General features: G+C 66.5%; 18 protein-coding genes. 14 read left to right on the top strand and 4 right to left on the bottom strand.

Annotation, left to right across the window (positions count from 1 at the left end):
• Nucleotides 1-64: 64 nt before the first annotated feature.
• Nucleotides 65-2,260, top strand: a complete 2,196-nt coding sequence (locus CR156_RS09045) for a hypothetical protein (protein WP_223880154.1) — start codon at nucleotides 65-67, stop codon at nucleotides 2,258-2,260.
• An 80-nt stretch (nucleotides 2,261-2,340) separates the two neighbouring features.
• Nucleotides 2,341-2,826, top strand: a complete 486-nt coding sequence (locus tag CR156_RS09050; protein ID WP_100552582.1) for a TspO/MBR family protein — start codon at nucleotides 2,341-2,343, stop codon at nucleotides 2,824-2,826.
• Nucleotides 2,827-2,837: 11 nt separating this feature from the next.
• Here the strand turns inward: CR156_RS09050 and CR156_RS09055 are convergent, their stop codons facing one another.
• The 4 genes from CR156_RS09055 to CR156_RS09070 form a co-directional block, all read right to left on the bottom strand.
• Nucleotides 2,838-3,134, bottom strand: a complete 297-nt coding sequence (locus CR156_RS09055; protein WP_100552583.1) for a hypothetical protein — start codon at nucleotides 3,132-3,134, stop codon at nucleotides 2,838-2,840.
• A gap of 71 nt (nucleotides 3,135-3,205) precedes the next feature.
• The gene (locus CR156_RS09060) at nucleotides 3,206-3,889 is read right to left on the bottom strand and encodes an NAD(P)H-binding protein (protein ID WP_100552584.1); all 684 of its coding nucleotides are present in this window, start codon (nucleotides 3,887-3,889) and stop codon (nucleotides 3,206-3,208) included.
• A 19-nt stretch (nucleotides 3,890-3,908) separates the two neighbouring features.
• Nucleotides 3,909-4,583: a ChrR family anti-sigma-E factor gene (locus CR156_RS09065; RefSeq protein WP_100552585.1), complete on the bottom strand. Its 675-nt coding sequence runs from the start codon at nucleotides 4,581-4,583 to the stop codon at nucleotides 3,909-3,911.
• The gene (locus CR156_RS09070) at nucleotides 4,580-5,203 is read right to left on the bottom strand and encodes a sigma-70 family RNA polymerase sigma factor (protein WP_100552586.1); all 624 of its coding nucleotides are present in this window, start codon (nucleotides 5,201-5,203) and stop codon (nucleotides 4,580-4,582) included. The genes CR156_RS09065 and CR156_RS09070 overlap by 4 nt, the downstream gene beginning before the upstream one ends.
• Nucleotides 5,204-5,347: 144 nt before the next feature.
• Between CR156_RS09070 and CR156_RS09075 the strand changes: the two genes are divergently transcribed.
• The 12 genes from CR156_RS09075 to CR156_RS09130 all read left to right on the top strand — a co-directional run bounded on the left by CR156_RS09075 (nucleotide 5,348) and on the right by CR156_RS09130 (nucleotide 16,359).
• The gene (locus CR156_RS09075) at nucleotides 5,348-6,115 is read left to right on the top strand and encodes a hypothetical protein (protein WP_100552587.1); all 768 of its coding nucleotides are present in this window, start codon (nucleotides 5,348-5,350) and stop codon (nucleotides 6,113-6,115) included.
• An 84-nt stretch (nucleotides 6,116-6,199) separates the two neighbouring features.
• Nucleotides 6,200-7,156 (top strand): acyl-CoA desaturase, encoded by a 957-nt coding sequence (locus CR156_RS09080; protein ID WP_100552588.1) that lies wholly within the window; start codon nucleotides 6,200-6,202, stop codon nucleotides 7,154-7,156.
• 1 nt (nucleotide 7,157) lies between these two features.
• Complete coding sequence (locus tag CR156_RS09085; RefSeq protein ID WP_100552589.1) at nucleotides 7,158-8,435, top strand: NAD(P)/FAD-dependent oxidoreductase; 1,278 nt, start codon at nucleotides 7,158-7,160, stop codon at nucleotides 8,433-8,435.
• Nucleotides 8,432-9,199 (top strand): DUF1365 domain-containing protein, encoded by a 768-nt coding sequence (locus tag CR156_RS09090; protein ID WP_100552590.1) that lies wholly within the window; start codon nucleotides 8,432-8,434, stop codon nucleotides 9,197-9,199. Before CR156_RS09085 ends, CR156_RS09090 begins: the two co-directional genes overlap by 4 nt.
• The gene (locus CR156_RS09095; protein ID WP_100552591.1) at nucleotides 9,196-10,461 is read left to right on the top strand and encodes an SAM-dependent methyltransferase; all 1,266 of its coding nucleotides are present in this window, start codon (nucleotides 9,196-9,198) and stop codon (nucleotides 10,459-10,461) included. Before CR156_RS09090 ends, CR156_RS09095 begins: the two co-directional genes overlap by 4 nt.
• A gap of 1 nt (nucleotide 10,462) precedes the next feature.
• Nucleotides 10,463-11,005 (top strand): DUF2878 domain-containing protein, encoded by a 543-nt coding sequence (locus CR156_RS09100; RefSeq protein ID WP_100554125.1) that lies wholly within the window; start codon nucleotides 10,463-10,465, stop codon nucleotides 11,003-11,005.
• Complete coding sequence (locus CR156_RS09105) at nucleotides 11,005-11,781, top strand: DUF1295 domain-containing protein (protein WP_100552592.1); 777 nt, start codon at nucleotides 11,005-11,007, stop codon at nucleotides 11,779-11,781. Before CR156_RS09100 ends, CR156_RS09105 begins: the two co-directional genes overlap by 1 nt.
• 5 nt (nucleotides 11,782-11,786) lie before the next feature.
• Nucleotides 11,787-12,863 (top strand): SAM-dependent methyltransferase, encoded by a 1,077-nt coding sequence (locus CR156_RS09110; RefSeq protein ID WP_100552593.1) that lies wholly within the window; start codon nucleotides 11,787-11,789, stop codon nucleotides 12,861-12,863.
• Nucleotides 12,864-12,877: 14 nt separating this feature from the next.
• Complete coding sequence (locus tag CR156_RS09115; RefSeq protein ID WP_100552594.1) at nucleotides 12,878-13,411, top strand: lipocalin family protein; 534 nt, start codon at nucleotides 12,878-12,880, stop codon at nucleotides 13,409-13,411.
• 168 nt (nucleotides 13,412-13,579) lie between these two features.
• Nucleotides 13,580-14,728, top strand: a complete 1,149-nt coding sequence (locus CR156_RS09120) for an SPFH domain-containing protein (protein WP_100552595.1) — start codon at nucleotides 13,580-13,582, stop codon at nucleotides 14,726-14,728.
• Nucleotides 14,729-14,752: 24 nt separating this feature from the next.
• A complete protein-coding gene (locus tag CR156_RS09125) occupies nucleotides 14,753-16,102 on the top strand; it encodes a hypothetical protein (RefSeq protein WP_100552596.1) in 1,350 nt (449 codons plus the stop codon).
• The gene (locus CR156_RS09130; protein WP_099818559.1) at nucleotides 16,099-16,359 is read left to right on the top strand and encodes a hypothetical protein; all 261 of its coding nucleotides are present in this window, start codon (nucleotides 16,099-16,101) and stop codon (nucleotides 16,357-16,359) included. Before CR156_RS09125 ends, CR156_RS09130 begins: the two co-directional genes overlap by 4 nt.
• Nucleotides 16,360-16,539 lie beyond the last annotated feature (180 nt).

Genomic DNA, 16,539 nt, shown 5'->3' on the forward strand with positions numbered 1-16,539 from the left:
GTTCACATCGCGCCGCAGCAGCATCCACGATAGTGATGGCCATCCCATTCCCTGCCGAGGGTCCATGCCCCGCTCCCTCGCCCGCCCGCAGCGATGGCTCCACCATGCCCGCAAGATCCTGCCTTATCTGCTGGGCCTGTATCTGCTGTACCTGCTCGCGGGCAATGTCTTTCTCAACACGCCGCTGTTCGATCAGGTCACCAATCGCAAGCCGCACAAGTTCGTGATGACAACCGGGCCCGCGATCACGCTGCTGCCGGGCCATGTGATCGCCTGGAACGTGCAGATGCGCGGCCACGTCAATCACACGGTGTATGTGCTGCGCGCAGACCGGGCCAGTGCACGTCTGGCGTTGTTGCCACTGTTCGAGCGCGAGGTGCGCGTGCCGTCGCTGCACGCAACCGGTGTAGCCGCCGAGATCGCGCGGGTGGATGAGGCGATCCCCTCACCTCCGCGCGGCGATCGCGGCTGGACGTTGCGATTCGATGCCATTCACAGTGAGAGCATCCGCAGCTTCCGCGCCGGCAAATTGTTGATCGTCGGCGAAGGCAGCGGCACGGTCGGCTTCGTCAAGCAGCTGCGTGGCGGGCCATCGGAGCTGCTGGACTCGGAGGTGGCGTTCGCTGATGCCGATGTCAGCCTTGACGGCACCCAGCTGCTCGGCGACATGCAGCTGAAGACGCAGTTCTCCTACCCACGGCATTACCGCGACCAGGCACCCGGGCTGGCAAAGCTGGGCCTGCTGCATGCAGTGTTGGAGGTACAGGCTCGCAGCCAGGGGTTGCGGCTGGATACGGACACGCAACGGCCCTCCGTTGCCAGCGCCGCCGTGCCGGGGCAGCTGCAGGCCTCGATCACCCTGGACCAGGGCGCACTACAGCCGGGCAGCCATGCCGTCTGGCGGGTTCCATTGCAGGTGGGGGCCGGCGCACCGGATCGAGGAACGCTGGCGATACAGCTGGACGCCACTCGCGATATCCGTCTGCAGGCGCGGTTGCCGCAGCGCGATGGCACCGGTGCTGCACTGGATGCGGATCTGATAATTGCCGGGCGACAGATTCCATTTGACGATCCCAGCGAGATGCTGGGGCGCACCTCTGGCACGGTCAAGGGCGAATGGACCTTTACCTCGCTCAACTGGATTCCCGCACTGTTCGTGCAGAAGCCCTGGTTCCAGCTGCAGGGCGGTGGCGTGCTGCGGGCGGACCTGCGCCTGCAGAACGGCGAACTGGCCGCCGGCAGCAGCGTCGATATTCCCGCGGCGCGGGCGGTGGCCGAGGTCGCCGGCGTGCACATGCAGGGAACGGCCAGCGCGCATGGGCAACTGCAGGCCGGGACGCCGACGCGCGCCGTGCTGGCAGTGAAGCTTCCCACGTTCAATGCCCGTGCGGGCAACGCCAAAGGTGCCACGCTGTTCGATGGGCGCGACCTGGCGCTGACACTGACCGGTGACGGGCGCCTGCGCGAGCTGCGCAAGGGTGTGCGTGCGCAGCTGCGCTTCGATGACGCGACCATTCCAGACCTCACCGCCTACAACCGCTACCTGGGAAGCGGCCAGGTACGGCTGCTGGGGGGCGCCGGCCAGGTGAGCGGCGATGCTCAGCTTGATACCCAAGGCCGGGTCGGCAACGGCAGTGTCCGCCTGCGCAGTCAACGCGCACGCCTGCAGGTGGCGGGGCTGGACCTGCAGGGCGACGCCCGGGTGGATGGCAGGCTGAAGCGTGGCGATTTCAGCCAGCGCCGGTTCGATCTGGGCGGAAGCGTGATCGAACTGCGCAACGTACAGGTCGGTGACCAGCAGCGACCACAACCGTGGTGGGGCCGTGTCACCATCGCCCGCGGCGACATCGATGCGCAGTCCCCCTTCCAGGTGGACGCACGTGCGGACCTTGCCATGCGCGACGCCGGCCCGTTGCTGGCGCTGTTCGCCGAGCGCAGCGATTACCCGCGCTGGGCATTGTCCCTGCTCGATTCCGGCCAGGTGGACGCGCATACCCGACTGCGCTGGCGGGCCGGGCATCTGGTGCTGGATGGGCTGCAAGCGGAAAACGAGCGTCTTTCGCTGCGTGCGCGGCTGGATCTGCTGGACCAGCGCAAGCGCGGCGACCTCTACCTGCGCTGGGGCCTGCTGGGCGCCGGCATCGAACTGGATGGCCAGCGCCGGCAATGGCATCTGGCCGGCGCGCGGGAGTGGTTCGACGGTCGGCCTGCGTTGTTGCCAGCCCCTGCGCAGTCTGGCACCGGTGGCACAGCCGACTGACCGGGCGCCTGCATCCAGTCGCGACGCAACTGCGTACAACGCGCTGTCACAACCGGTGGCAGTGCAGGAGGAGATACACCATGAATGTCCGCAGGCAGGTTGTTGGTCTTCTGGGCTGGGCCGTGGTTACTTTTCTGGCTGCCGCGCTGGGTGCTCGCGCCTCTATTTCTGCGGCGGACTTCTACGCAGGCCTCACGTTGCCTGCATGGGCGCCGCCTGCCAGCGTGTTCGGTCCGGTGTGGACGGTGCTGTACGCGCTGATGGCGCTGGCCGCGTGGCTGGTCTGGCGCCAGGGCGGATGGCGCGCGGCCACGCCTGCGCTGGTGCTCTACCTGCTGCAGCTGGCCCTCAACGTGTTGTGGAGCTGGTTGTTCTTCGGCTGGAAGCAGGGAGCGCTGGCGTTTGCGGACATTCTGCTGTTGCTGGTGCTGATCGTGGCCACGGTGGTCGCCTTCCATCGCGTGCGTCCGGCAGCGGCGTGGCTGCTGCTGCCTTACCTGGCATGGGTGGCGTTCGCCAGCGCGCTCAACTTCGCCGTGTGGCAGACCAATCCGGGCGTGCTTTAGCCGGGCAATGCTTACAGAGCGTGTGGCGCCTGCCGCCACTGGCGCAGCACGCTGCCCCTGAAAGCCTGCTCGCCGCAGCCGGTCGGACAACGCAGTACGCGTGCGGCAGAGGTGCTGACCAGTCCATCGCCTTCCTGCGCCTTGAACACCAGTTCGCAGGACAGGCAGCGCGCCACCAGCGAGTAGAGATGGACGATGCGGCCGCTGCCGGGATCCTGCAGCGCGTTGACATCCAGCAGGTCGAAACGGCCGTTGTCAGGCACTGGACGCGAGGGGCGAAGCGGAGAGGACGATGGCTGCAGGTTCACGTCGATGCGTCACAGAAGGAGGAGCCTCGACTGTAGTTGCCGCGATGTGCAGCAGATGTGCACCACGGTCCTCAGCCTGCGGAAGCAGAACCCAGTCGATTGATCTGCGCACATTCCAGCACTGCTGGCGGGTCCGGCATCGTCGCCAGCACGATCATCGCGCGGCCAATGGCCTCGTTGCTGGTCACCAGCGAAGGCAGGACGCGGCCCGCCGCCGCCATCAAGGGGCCGCCGAAGCGGTACAGCGGCTTCAATGCCGCATGACGGGTGCCGGTTCCCGCCACCGGGCGTACCCCGGCTGGACGCAGCATGACGGTGCGCACCGCGAGCTGCGCCAGCGCGGCCTCGGTCTCGCCCTTGATGCGCAGCGGCATGATCCGGCTGTGTGGATTGGCGTGGGCGCCAGAGACATACAGGAACCGGCCGTCCGGATTCGCTTCCGCCCACGCTGCAGCCACAGCCAGAGTGGCATCGAGCGTCACCTTCCGATACTCATCCTCAGCGGTGCCGACCGGTGGCGCGCCGGCGCAGTAGAAACAGGCATCGAATCCGGCCAACTGCGGGCTCACGTTGCGGGCCTGCTGGAAATCCGCGAGCACGATCTGCTCGATTCGAGCGTCCAGCCCGGCCTTGCTGCGGACCAAGGCTGCGGTCCGCGCAACCTGCGGCGAAGCGAGGCAGGCACGGGCAACGCCCTGCCCGACCAGTCCGGTTGCACCGGTCAGCAGAATCCGCAGCGGGCGTGTTTCGTGCATGCGTTGACCTTGAAGAAGACTAGAGTTTGACGAAGCGCTGGATTTTTCGGGCCAGCCAACCGCTGAACACCAGCGGCGCGTCCAGCGCGGAAACGCAGATACACGGTACACCAGGCGCCGTTACCGGCTGGTGCTCGACGTCCTCGTCCAGGTCTGCAACATCGCCGGGCGCGAACAGCCCCAGCGCATCATTGTAGGAGCCTCGCAGGATCTGGGTCAGTTCGCTGCGGCCGTGGCTATGCATCGGCAGGCATTTGCCCGGCGCGATCTTCAACATGATCAGCGAAGGCATCTGCTCGGCGCGGATGCAATGCACACCGGGGGCCATCCAGCGCCAGTGCAGCCGACCCAGCGAATCGCCAAAGTAAGGATGCAGCGACTTCGGCAGATGGTCCGGATCGGCCTCGGGCCGTTCCGGCGGCATCGACCGCAGCGGGCTCGATACGATGCCGGCGTGGTCCTCACCGAGCTGCGCAAGCATTGCGTCGCGCAGCCCTGCCCGCCGCGCCTCAGCTGCCGGCGGCTGGGTCTGCTCCAGCAGTGCGGCACCGATGGCCTCCGCTTCGCGCAGGCGCTGGCGGCAGTGCGGGCACTGTTCCAGATGCGTGCCGGCGACGATGCTCAAGGGCGTCGGCAGGGCGCCGGCGGCGTAGCTCATCAACGTCGACTCATGCAGGTGATGGTGCGGATTCATGATGCACCCCCGACCTTCGACTGCAACTGCAGGAACGCTCGTCGCAGGTGCGACTTGACCGTACCCAGCGGCATGCCCAGCGCCTGTGCGATCTCGCTGTGGCTCTTGGCCTCGAAATAGGACATCCGCACCAGGCGCGCCTGTGTGGCCGGCAACTCGTTGATACGCTGGCGCAGACGGGCATGATCGGCAAACTGTTCGGCGCTGCTGCGTTCGCTGACATCTCCAGCGGCAGCATCCTCCACCGCCTCCTGCACCTGCATCCAGCTGCGCTCACGGCGCACGCGGTCGATGTGCAGGTTGCGGCCGATGCGGTACAGCCAGGTGCTCAGCGCGCCCTGCGCAGGATCGAATTCGGACGCGCGCAGCCACAGGCGCAGCAGGCACTCCTGGGCCAGTTCTTCGGCCACCGCCGCAGGTGCGCCAAGGCCGCGCAGGTAGATGCACAGGCGCGGCATGAAATGGTCGTAGATGCGCATGAAACAGTCACGGTCGCGCAGCCGGGCGACGCCGTCCATCTCGCCATTCCAGTTCGTCGGCTCGTTGCTGGGCTGCTGTGAACTGGACACGATCCGCGCGGTGTCAAAGGAAAGAGAGGGGCTGGCGGGAGGACGGTACATCGGCGGGGGCAGCCGTTGAGTGAAGAGGAGTCCTTGTCTCTACGCACAGCAGCACCGGTTGGATGCACCCCGGATGGGCGCCAGCGTGCATCCAGCCGGTGCCACCGCCCGTACAGCCGGGCAAGCCTCCCATGGATCGCCCCGATGCGTGTTGCCTGGTTGTTGATGGTTGCCCCCTGCGCCGCCGGTGCGGCGCCGCTATTGCGTTCGGAGGGCGTTGCCACCCTACCCGATGGAACCGCCGCCTACCGCGAAGTGCATTGGCAGCGCGGCGCCGGCGATGGCAGCGAGCGCTGGGTGGAGTACCTCTGCCCTGCAGGGCAGCCCTTCGCCCGCAAACAGATGCCCGCCGCCGCGCGGCTGCAGGCGCGGGGCTATGTGCTGCAGGACGCCCGCAGCGGCCAGGCGGCCCGCGTGGTGGTCGGCCGCGACGGGGTGCAGGTCGACTGGAAGGAAGACAGGTCTTCGCCATCACGAACGAAGCAGCTGCCTCTACCGGCGGATGCCGTGATCGACGTCGGCTTCGATGCCGCCGTACGGGCCCACTGGCAGACGCTGTTGGGTGGTACGCCGGTCAGCCTGCCCTTTCTGGTCCCCGGGCGGCAGCGCTTCTATCCCGTGCAGGTGCAGTACCGCGGCCTGGTGCGCTGGCAAGGGCTTGCCGCCCATGCGGTGGAGGTCCGCCTTGATACCTGGTTCGGGGCGGTGGCGCCGCGTCTTTCGCTGGTCTACGCCGATGCCGATCGCCGTCTGCTGGAGTTCCGCGGCACCAGCAATCTGCGCGATGCGCGTGGCGATTATCCGCAGGTGACCGTGCGCTTCTCGGCACCCGCAACGGAACGACCGGAGCAACGCTGGCGCGATGAACTGCAGCGACCGCTGGTATCGAGCTGCGTTGTGACAACCAAGTGAAAACACAGACGGATGCGATCCACTGCATCCAACCTGCACTACTACACGTAGAGGTAGGCAATCGACTCCCTCGGGCTTCCGTCCATGGCATCCGCAGCGCCTCCACTCCGCAGACGTTCGCGCCTGTTGCGTACCTTCCAGCGCTGGTTCGATACCGATGCCGGAAGCGAAGCGGCGGCCGACGGTGGCCAGGGTGACCGCATCGACTGGCTGCGCGCCCTGCCCTTCGCGCTGCTGCATGTGGCCTGCCTCGGGGTGATCTGGGTAGGCGTGTCCTGGACGGCCGTCGCGGTCGCGGTGTTCCTGTACGCGATCAGGATGTTCGCCATCACCGCGTTCTATCACCGCTACTTCTCTCACCGTACCTTCGAGGCATCGCGCACCGTGCAGTTCGTGTTCGCGGTCATCGGTGCCGCCAGCGTGCAGCGTGGCCCCCTCTGGTGGGCAGCCCACCACCGCCATCACCACCGCCACGCGGATCAACCGCAGGACCCGCACTCCCCTCGCCAGGGCGGATTCTGGCGCAGCCACATGGGATGGTTCCTCACCCGCGGCGCCTTTGCCACCGATCTGCAGCGCATTCCCGATCTGGCCAAATACCCTGAGCTGCGCTGGCTGGACCGGTTCGACACCGTGGTTCCGGTGTTGCTGGCCGCTGCCTTGTACGGCCTCGGTGCGGTACTGGAGCGCGTGGCCCCGGCCTTGCATACCTCCGGCCCACAGCTGCTGGTCTGGGGCTTCTTCATCTCCACCGTCGTGCTGTTCCATGCCACGGTCACCATCAATTCGTTGGCGCACCGCTTCGGCCGGCGCCGCTTCGAGACCCGCGATGACAGCCGCAACAACCTGTGGCTGGCCCTGCTGACCTTCGGCGAGGGCTGGCACAACAACCATCACTTCTTCCCCGGCACCGCGCGCCAGGGCTTCCGCTGGTGGGAGATCGACATCAGCTGGTATGGCCTGCGGGTGATGGCCGCGCTGGGCCTGGTGAAGGGCCTCAAGCCGATCCCGGCCTGGGTATTGGCCAAGGCGAGGCACTGACATGCGCATCGCGATCATCGGTTCCGGCATCGCCGGTCTGGCCAGCGCGTGGTGGCTGGACGGCGAGCATGACGTCACCCTGTTCGAGGCCAACGACTACCTGGGCGGCCATACCCACACCCATGAGGTGACGGTGGACGGACGCAGGATGGAGGTCGATACCGGGTTCATCGTCTTCAATCCGCACCACTACCCGCTGCTGTCGGCACTGTTCGATGAACTTGGCGTGGCCTCACAGCCCACCACGATGAGTTTCTCGATGCACAGCGAGCGCAGCGGCGTGGAATACAACGCCACGTCGCTGGATGGACTTTTCTGCCAGCGCCGCAATCTGCTCTCACCGCGCTTCTGGGGGATGCTGGCCGACCTGCGGCGTTTCTATCGTGACGCACCCCTGCTGCTCGGCGAGGAGAAGGGGCCTACGCTGGGCCAATACCTGCACAGCCAGCGCTATGGCGAGGCGTTCGTGCAGGAGCATCTGCTGCCGATGGCCTCTGCGCTGTGGTCGTCACCGACGGCGCAGGTGCTGGACTTCCCGGCGCGCTACCTGGCGCAGTTCATGGCCAACCACCAGATGTTGCAGATGACCGGGCGCGCGTCCTGGCGCGTGGTCAAGGGCGGTTCGGCCCGCTATGTGGATGCCCTGCGTGCACGCTGGCGGGTACACGAGCGGCTGGAATGCCCGGTGCACGCGGTCGAGCGCATGCCCTGGGGCGCGCGTGTGCACACGGCGAACGGTATCGAAGGCTTCGATGAGGTTATTCTGGCCTGCCACAGCGACCAGGCCCTGGCGCTGCTGGCCGACGCCGACCCGGTTGAGCAGGCGGTGCTCGGTGCGATCCGCTACCAGCCCAATGAGGCGGTGCTGCACACCGATGCCTCGCTGCTGCCCGCCAACCGCAAGGCCTGGGCGGCCTGGAACGCGCATGTGCCGCGCGACCCCGCTGCGCCCTGCACGGTCAGCTACTGCATGAACCTGCTGCAGGGGCTGCCCGGCGACACTCCGTTGGTGGTGACCCTCAACCGCAGCGAGGCCATCGATCCGGCCAAGGTACTGCGGCGCCTGCACTACGCACATCCGGTACATGACCACGGCGCAGTACAGGCACAGCAGCGTTGGGCCGAGGTGCAGGGACATCGCCACACATGGTTCGCGGGTGCGTACTGGGGCTGGGGTTTCCACGAGGACGGCATCCGCAGTGCCCGCCGCGTGGTCGACGCGCTGCAGGCACGCTCATTCCGCTGCCACAGCGCGCAGCAAGCGGAGGTGCCCGCGTGAGCGCCAGCGCCATCTACTTCGGCCACGTCGAGCATCGTCGCTACCACCCGCATGCGCACGCGTTCCGCTACCCGATCGCGCAGCTGCTGCTGGACCTCGACGAGCTGGACCAGGTATTCGCCGGGCGCTGGCTGTGGTCGGTCGGGCGCCGCAACCTGGCAGAGTTCCGCCGCAGCGACTACTTCGGTGATCCCGCCCTCTCCCTGGCCGACGCCGTGCGGGATCATGCCGCCGCGGTGCTCGGGCGGCGCCCCGACGGCCCGGTTCGCCTGCTGAGCCACCTGCGTTTCGGCGGCCACGTGTTCAATCCGGTCAGCTTCTACTACTGCTATCAGGCTGACGGGGAAACCCTGGACTGCATCGTCGCCGAGATCACCAATACCCCGTGGAAGGAACGGCACGCCTACGTGCTGCCGGTCGCAACCGCGGTGCAGCAGGGTCGCGCCCTGCGCTGGCAGTTCGACAAGGCCTTCCACGTTTCCCCCTTCATGCCGATGGATTGCGCCTACGACTGGCGCTTTACCGCGCCCGCTGACGACCTGCGTGTGCACATGCAGGTCTGGCGCGACGGCCAACGCCAGTTCGATGCCACCCAGAGCATGCAGCGGCGGCCCATTGATGCCCGCGGACTTGCCCGGGTGCTGGCCGGCTACCCCTTGATGAGCGCGCAGGTGGTCGCCGCCATCCATTGGCAGGCACTGCGCCTCTGGCTCAAGCGCAACCCTGTGCACGACCATCCTTCCCTCGCCGAGAAACCGCGATGAACGAAATGACCCCCTCGGCCACCCTGCCCCAGCCCGGCACCCTGGACTCGTTCCTGCGCCGACGCCTGCTGGCCCAGCTTGCGCCGCTGCACAACGGGCGTCTGTGCGTGCGCGATGCGTTTGGAGAAGTGCAGTTGGGTAACGCAGGAAGCGACCTGCAGGTCACCGTGACCATCGATGACCCGGCGTTCTACCGCAAGGTGGCGGCGAACGGCAGCGTTGGCGCCGGCGAGAGCTACATCAACGGTGATTGGCGCTGCGACGACCTGGTGGCGCTGGTGCAGCTGCTGGTCCGCAACCGCGACCTGCTGGATGGCATGGAACGCGGGCCGGCGCGCATCGGCGGCTGGCTGCTGCGCGGCTGGAACCGGCTGCGGCGCAACAGCCGCGAAGGCAGCCGTCGCAACATCGCCGCCCATTATGACCTGGGCAATGATTTCTTCGCCCTGTTCCTGTCGCCGGACCTGATGTACTCCTCCGCGCTGTTCACCGATGCCGGTGACTCACTGGAAAGCGCGTCGCGACGCAAGCTGGACCGCATCTGCCAGCAGCTGCGACTGCAGCCGGGTGATCGCGTGGTCGAGATCGGCACCGGCTGGGGTGGCTTTGCCGTGCATGCCGCGCAGCACTACGGCTGCCATGTCACTACCACCACCATCTCCGCCGAACAGCATGCCTTGGCCGCACGGCGGGTGGCCGATGTGGGCCTGCAGGATCGGGTGACGTTGCTGATGCAGGACTACCGCGATCTGCAGGGACAGTTCGACAAACTGGTTTCCATCGAGATGATCGAGGCCATCGGTGCCGAGTATCTGGACACCTACATGGCCACCCTGCAGCGGCTGCTCAAGCCTGATGGGGTGGCGCTGCTGCAGGCTATCACCATCGAGGACCAGCGCTACGAACAGGCGCGGCGCAGCGTGGACTACATCAAGCGCTTCGTATTTCCAGGCAGCTTCATTCCCTCGATCAACGCCATCCTGGCCGCCAAGACCCGGGCCAGTGATCTGCAGCTGATCGCCCAGCAGGACTTCGGCCACTCCTATGCATTGACCCTGCGCGCCTGGCGGCAGCGCTTCCTCGCGCAGTTGCCTGCAGTACACGCGCAGGGCTTCGATGAGCGTTTCTGCAGGCTGTGGGAGTTCTACCTGGCCTACTGCGAAGGTGGCTTCCTGGAGCGCTCCATCGGCGTTTCCCATCTGCTGCTGGCACGCCCTGGCTACCGCCCCGAAGCGGATTCCCATGGCGAGCGGACCGGCTGACATGCGCCGCACCTGGGTCAACGTGAGCGGCAACCAGATGGTGTGGCTGTGCGCCGTTGCCGGCGCCGGCCGTGGCTGGCAATGGCCGGCAATGCTGTCAGCCACTGTGTACATCGGCAGCCAGCTGCTCACCTCAGCGCAGCCCCGCCTGGATCTGCGCTTGTTGCTGCTCGCGCTGGCCTGCGCATTCCTGGTGGATGGCAGCGCGGCCGCCAGTGGTGGCGTGCACTACGCCGCTGCGCCGCTGGGTTGGGTGCCGCCACCGTGGATTCTCGCCCTGTGGGCTGCCTTTGCGATGACGCTGACTGCATCGATGGCGTTCCTGCAGCGACACTGGCTGCTGCCGGTGGCCCTCGGCCTGCTGGCGCCGCTGGCGTATCTATCTGCGGCGCGCGGATTCCAGGCGGTGCATTTCACCCCCCCGGCCTGGCAGGGCGTAGCAACACTGGCGCTGGGCTGGTGCATCGCGCTGTCGCTGCTGTGCGCGGTGGCACGCCGCAGACCGCCCGGCAACCACGCCACCCCATTGATTGGAGCAACCTGATGAGCAGCTTGTGGTGGGTACTGCTGTATGCCGTGCTGATCATGGCCTGGGGCTGGGCGTGGCAGCGCAGGCACCAGAACATCGGCATCGTCGATGTGCTGTGGGCAAAGGGTGTGGCCGCAGGCGCGCTGTTGCTTGCATGGCTGGGCGATGGCGCGCAGCAGCCCCGCATCGCGCTGGCGCTGCTGGGTGGGCTGTGGGGAAGCCGGCTTGCCCTGCATCTGTGGCGGCGTGTGCGCAGCGAAGCAGAGGACGGTCGCTACCGCTATCTGCGTGAGCACTGGCACGGCCACCAGGGAAAGATCTTCGGCTTCTTCATGGCACAGGCCGCGCTGGTGGTGCTGTTTGCGCTGCCGTTCGTGGCCGTGGCCAACAACCCGCGCAGCGACATGCCTGCCTGGATCGCAGCGGCGCTCGTGGTGTGGCTGCTCAGTGTAGGTGGCGAAGCACTCGCCGACCGCCAGCTGGCTCGTTTCCGTGCCGACCCGGCCAACAAGGGCCGCACCTGCCGCGAAGGGCTGTGGCGGTATACGCGCCACCCCAACTACTTCTTCGAGTGGCTGCACTGGTTCACCTATGTAGTGCTGGCAGCGGGGTCGCCGATGTGGTGGCTGGCCTGGACCGGGCCGGTGCTGATGTACGTGTTCCTGCGCTACCTCAGTGGCGTTCCCTTCACCGAGAAACAGGCGCTGCGCAGTCGCGGTGATGACTATCGCGACTACCAGCGCAGCACCCCGATGTTCTTCCCGTGGTTTCCGCGCAGCCCCAAGGAGTGATTCCGATGAACAGCACCCCGTCCCTTGCTCCGGTTGCCGATACCGAGGGCGGACTCACCGGCTGGGCCGAGCGTGGCTGGCTGCCTGATGCGGCGCTGCGCGCGGGCATCCGTCGCCTGTGCGCACAACGCCTGGCCGAAGAGTCGGCCGGCAGCATGGAGGAGCAGTCGCAGCGCTTCAGCCGCCGCATTGCCGAACTGGCCAGCAGCCCGCTCGCCCTGCACGTGGATGCAGCCAACCGCCAGCACTACGAGGTTCCTGCCGCCTTCTTCCAGGGCTGCCTGGGGCATCGCCTGAAGTACAGCAGCTGCTACTACCGTACCGGCAGCGAGACGCTGGACCAGGCCGAGGACGCGATGCTGGAACTGTACGGGCAGCGCGCCGGGCTGGCCGACGGCCAGCACATCCTGGAGCTGGGCTGCGGCTGGGGCTCGCTGACCTTGTGGATGGCCGAGCGCCACCCGAACGCGCGCATCACCGCCGTGTCCAACTCGCATAGCCAGCGCGACCATATCCTGGCGCAGTGCGAGGCGCGTGGGTTCGGCAACGTCGAGGTGCTGACCCGCGACGTCAACCAGCTGGAGCTGCCTGCAGCGGCATTCGACCGCTGCGTATCGGTGGAGATGTTCGAGCATGTGCGCAATTACGACCGCCTGCTGGGTCGCATCGCCCGCTGGTTGAAGCCGGACGGCGCGCTGTTCGTGCACATCTTCGCCCATCGCACCCTGATGTATCCGTTCGAGACCGAGGGCGACGACAACTGGATGGGCCGGCACTTCTTCACCGGCGGCCTGATGCCGGCTGCGGACACGCTGCTGCACTTCCAGCGCGAGCTGGTACTGGACCAGCGCTGGCTGCTGGACGGCACCCACTACCAGCGTACCGCCAACCACTGGCTGGCCAACCAGGATGCCGCCCGCGAGCAGCTGCTGCCGATCCTGGCGCAGACCTATGGCGACGAAGCCGCCGCACGCATCTGGTGGCAGCGCTGGCGCATGTTCTGGATGGCCTGCGCCGAGCTGTTCGGCTACGACGATGGTCAGCAATGGCTGGTCGCCCACTATCTGTTCCGCCCGCGCTGAAGGAGACCGCCACCATGCGTATCGCCCCACTGTTCACGCTGCTGGCCGTGGCCCTGTTCGGCGCAGGCTGCAGCAGCCACGACACCCGCCCCATCCCACTGCCACCGAAGGTGGACGTGCCCCGCTTCATGGGCGACTGGTATGTCATTGCCCATATTCCTTCGCGGCCCGAGCGCGAGGCCTTCGATGCCGTGGAAAGCTATGCGCTGCAGGCTGATGGGCGCATCAAGACCACCTTCACTTATCGCAAGGGCAGCTTCCAGTCGCCACAGAAGTCGATGCACCCGATAGGCCGCGTCGAGAAGCATGGCAATGGTGCGGTCTGGGGCATGCAGTTCATCTGGCCCATCCAGGCCGAGTACCTCATTGCCTGGCTGGATGAGGGCTACACGCAGACCATCGTGGCCCGCAGCAAGCGCGACTACGTGTGGTACATGGCGCGTACGCCGCAGGTGAGCGAAGCGGAGTATCAGCAGGCGGTGGCCCGCATCAAGGCAATGGGGTACGACACCGGGAAGCTGCGCCGGGTGCCGCAATCGGTGCGCTGAGACGCCTGCACGTGCTACGAGCTGCGGCTGGGGCGTCAGGCGGGCCAAGGCCCCACAACGAGATGAATGGGGGCTCGCCCGGCCGCTAGCCGGGCGTAGCCTGCCTCCTCTATAGTCAGCCGAGCACGACAGGCGTGGTGCCTGTCCGGCAACTACAGGGAGTGGGTCATGGGTCTGGTACAAGCGGTGAAGGGTGCAGTCGGCGGCGTGCTGGCTGACCAATGGAAAGACTTCTACACCGTGCCGACCGGCCTGCCGTCCACGGCAGCCCTGTTCGCAGCGGTGCCGCAGGGCACCAACGCCGGGCGCGGCTCGAACACCAGCGGCTCCTCCAACATCATCAGCAACGGCTCCAAGATCGTCGTGCCGGAGGGCTACGGCCTGCTGCTGTTCCAGGATGGCGCGATCACCGCCTTCGTCGCCGAGCCGGGTGGCTACGAGTGGCACTCGGACGATCTGAACTCACAGTCGATCTTCGCCGGCGACGGCCTGGTCAGCACCTTCATCAAGCAGAGCTGGGAGCGCTTCAAGTTCGGCGGCCAGCCGGGCTCGCAGCAGGCCGCCTTCTTCGTTTCGTTGAAGGAACTGCCGGACAACCGCTTCGGCACCCAGTCGGAAATCTACTGGGACGATGGCTTCCTCAACACCCAGGTCGGCGCGGTCACCCGTGGCTCGTACACGCTGAAGATCGTCGACCCGATCCTGTTCGTGAAGAACTTCGTTCCGGCCAGCTACCTGCAGCCGGGCCAGGTGTTCGACTTCACCGACCTGGACAACGCCGCTGCCAGCCAGCTGTTCAATGAAGTGGTGGGTTCGCTGGCGCCGGCATTCAGCCTGTACACCAACGATCCAAGCAAGGGCAACCGCATCACCAAGCTGCAGCAGGATTCGCTGGGCTTTGCGCAGAGCCTGTCGGCTGCCGTCGAGCAGGGCTACCAGTGGAAGTCCGATCGCGGCCTGGCCATCGTCAAGACCGCCATCGTCTCGATCGAGTACGACGCCAACACCCGTGAGCTGCTGAAGACCGTGCAGCGCGCCGATGCCTTGTCCGGCTCGCGCGGCAATTCCAACCTGCAGGCCAGCGTTGCCCAGGGCATCCAGTCCGCAGGCGAGAACGGCGGTGCCGCCGGCCTTGTCGGCGTGGGCATGGCGTCGGGCATGTTCGGCGCGGGCAACCTGCAGCAGCCGGCAACCCCGGCCGCGCCGGCTGCCGACGACCCGGTGGCCAAGCTGAAGAAGGCCAAGGAAATGCTGGATCTGGGCCTGATCACCCAGACCGACTATGACGCGCTGAAGGCCAAGGCGCTGGGACTGTAAGCAGACGCAGGACGCGCAACCACCATGTCCGATCCCAGAAACACGCCGCCGCCGCTACCCCGCTCCGCTTCAGCACCGCCGCCCCTGCCGGCGGCGGTGCTGGATGGGCCGGGATCGCCGCAGGACGTCCCTCCCCTGCCCGGCAGCTTCCCGCTCGATACCTCGACGCTGCCTGAGGCCATCCGCAACGAGGTCGGGGCGCCCGACCCGGTCGCCATCGACACATCCGCTGACGAACTGAAGGACGGCCTCAACCGTTGCCCGAAGTGTGGCGCTACCGATATCCGGCCCAAGCTGGGTACCGATATCCTGGTCTGCCTGTACTGCCGTCACGAATGGCATGGCGCACGGGTGGAAGAAGAATTCGGCCTGGGCGAAGCCATCGACCAGCTGCGTGGCACCGTCATCGCATCGGGCGCGCGCGATATCGATGCCGACACCTCGGCACTGATGACCTTCAAGTGCACCGGTTGCGGCGCCGAAGTCACGGTCAACACCGAAAGCACGATGACGGCGCGCTGCCACTGGTGCCGTCACGTATTTGGCGTGAACGAACAGATCGCCAATGGCGCCGTGCCTGACGCCGTGCTGCCGTTCCACATCAAGAAGGAGGATGCGGTCGCGCGCATCCGCCAGTTCGTCGACAAGCGCCGGATGTTCGCGCTCAAGGCGTTCAAGGAACAGTTCACCCCGGAAAACGTGGTGGGTGTGTACCTGCCCTACATGATCGTCGACGGCAATGTCAGTGCGGCGGTGGCCGGCAAGGGCGAGATCAAGACACGCGAATACACCCGTGGCAGCGAAAAGAACAAGCAGACCTACTACGACGCGGACATCTACCAGGTAGAACGCCAGGTCGATTTCACCGTGGACGACCTGCCGCTGGAATCGTCGGCAGAGCGCGGCAACCTCGACACGCGCGCCAACACCAACAACATCATCAACACGATTCTGCCGTTCGACACCAAGAATGCAGTGAAGTGGAACGCCTCCTACCTGGCGGGTTTCACTTCGGAAAAGCGCAACCTGGATGTCGAAAAGCTGCGGCCGCGACTGGAAGACCAGCTGCTGTCGATCGCCCGCGCGCAGGTGGAAGGCACGGTGCGCCGTTACGACCGTGGCGTGCGCTGGGAACAGGAGCAGCTGGAGGTGCACGGCACCCGCTGGGTGGCCATGTACCTGCCGGTGTGGCTGTATTCGTACCACCAGCCCGGCAAGAACGGCGGCATGCTGCACTACATCGCAGTGAACGGCCGGACCGGTGAAACCATGGGCAGCGTGCCCGTGCAGCAGTGGAAAATGCTGCTGGCGGCGCTGACCGCCGGCACGATCATCGAAGCCCTCGCAATTGCCTTCCTGGTGGCCAGCACATGAGTGATGACAGTGGTCTTTGGTTGTTGGCTGCAGGCCCGGCCGGCGCGACCGCGCTGTACTGGGCGCTGTACCGGTTCTACCGCAACACCGACAAATCGCATTCGTTCGAACACGAAACCGAGATCGATGCCAAGCCGGTGACCGGCTCGGATCGTCGCGTGGACAGCATCAGCGGGACGCAGGAAAAGCGGATCCGCGGTGACAACGTGTATGAGTACCGAAAGCGTGTGGCGCGGGTGAAGACCGGCCCGGAATAGTCGACCCGGCCGGCCAGGGCCGGCCATGACTGTGGCGTACTGCCCAGATCCGGGCGCAATGCCGTGCCTATACTGCTGCCGCCCTGGTCCGGCGGCGCCTTCGCGCCCGTCGATCCGGGCGGCGGGGCTGGATGTCCCCGTCCGGCCCGTGGCAGCAGTCACGGGCCCTTGCAGTGATTC

The sequence above is a fragment of the Stenotrophomonas lactitubi genome (assembly GCF_002803515.1).
GTDB lineage: Bacteria > Pseudomonadota > Gammaproteobacteria > Xanthomonadales > Xanthomonadaceae > Stenotrophomonas > Stenotrophomonas lactitubi.

What these genes read in the sequence shown, in the direction of transcription:
- CR156_RS09110 (WP_100552593.1), top strand. Translation starts at nt 11,787, where the DNA reads ATGAACAGCACCCCGTCCCTTGCTCCGGTTGCCGATACCGAGGGCGGA.
- CR156_RS09060 (WP_100552584.1), bottom strand. Translation starts at nt 3,889, where the DNA reads ATGCACGAAACACGCCCGCTGCGGATTCTGCTGACCGGTGCAACCGGA.
- CR156_RS09085 (WP_100552589.1), top strand. Translation starts at nt 7,158, where the DNA reads ATGCGCATCGCGATCATCGGTTCCGGCATCGCCGGTCTGGCCAGCGCG.
- CR156_RS09125 (WP_100552596.1), top strand. Translation starts at nt 14,753, where the DNA reads ATGTCCGATCCCAGAAACACGCCGCCGCCGCTACCCCGCTCCGCTTCA.
- CR156_RS09100 (WP_100554125.1), top strand. Translation starts at nt 10,463, where the DNA reads ATGCGCCGCACCTGGGTCAACGTGAGCGGCAACCAGATGGTGTGGCTG.
- CR156_RS09120 (WP_100552595.1), top strand. Translation starts at nt 13,580, where the DNA reads ATGGGTCTGGTACAAGCGGTGAAGGGTGCAGTCGGCGGCGTGCTGGCT.
- CR156_RS09070 (WP_100552586.1), bottom strand. Translation starts at nt 5,203, where the DNA reads ATGTACCGTCCTCCCGCCAGCCCCTCTCTTTCCTTTGACACCGCGCGG.
- CR156_RS09115 (WP_100552594.1), top strand. Translation starts at nt 12,878, where the DNA reads ATGCGTATCGCCCCACTGTTCACGCTGCTGGCCGTGGCCCTGTTCGGC.
- CR156_RS09050 (WP_100552582.1), top strand. Translation starts at nt 2,341, where the DNA reads ATGAATGTCCGCAGGCAGGTTGTTGGTCTTCTGGGCTGGGCCGTGGTT.
- CR156_RS09105 (WP_100552592.1), top strand. Translation starts at nt 11,005, where the DNA reads ATGAGCAGCTTGTGGTGGGTACTGCTGTATGCCGTGCTGATCATGGCC.
- CR156_RS09080 (WP_100552588.1), top strand. Translation starts at nt 6,200, where the DNA reads ATGGCATCCGCAGCGCCTCCACTCCGCAGACGTTCGCGCCTGTTGCGT.
- CR156_RS09075 (WP_100552587.1), top strand. Translation starts at nt 5,348, where the DNA reads ATGCGTGTTGCCTGGTTGTTGATGGTTGCCCCCTGCGCCGCCGGTGCG.
- CR156_RS09065 (WP_100552585.1), bottom strand. Translation starts at nt 4,583, where the DNA reads ATGAATCCGCACCATCACCTGCATGAGTCGACGTTGATGAGCTACGCC.
- CR156_RS09130 (WP_099818559.1), top strand. Translation starts at nt 16,099, where the DNA reads ATGAGTGATGACAGTGGTCTTTGGTTGTTGGCTGCAGGCCCGGCCGGC.
- CR156_RS09045 (WP_223880154.1), top strand. Translation starts at nt 65, where the DNA reads ATGCCCCGCTCCCTCGCCCGCCCGCAGCGATGGCTCCACCATGCCCGC.
- CR156_RS09095 (WP_100552591.1), top strand. Translation starts at nt 9,196, where the DNA reads ATGAACGAAATGACCCCCTCGGCCACCCTGCCCCAGCCCGGCACCCTG.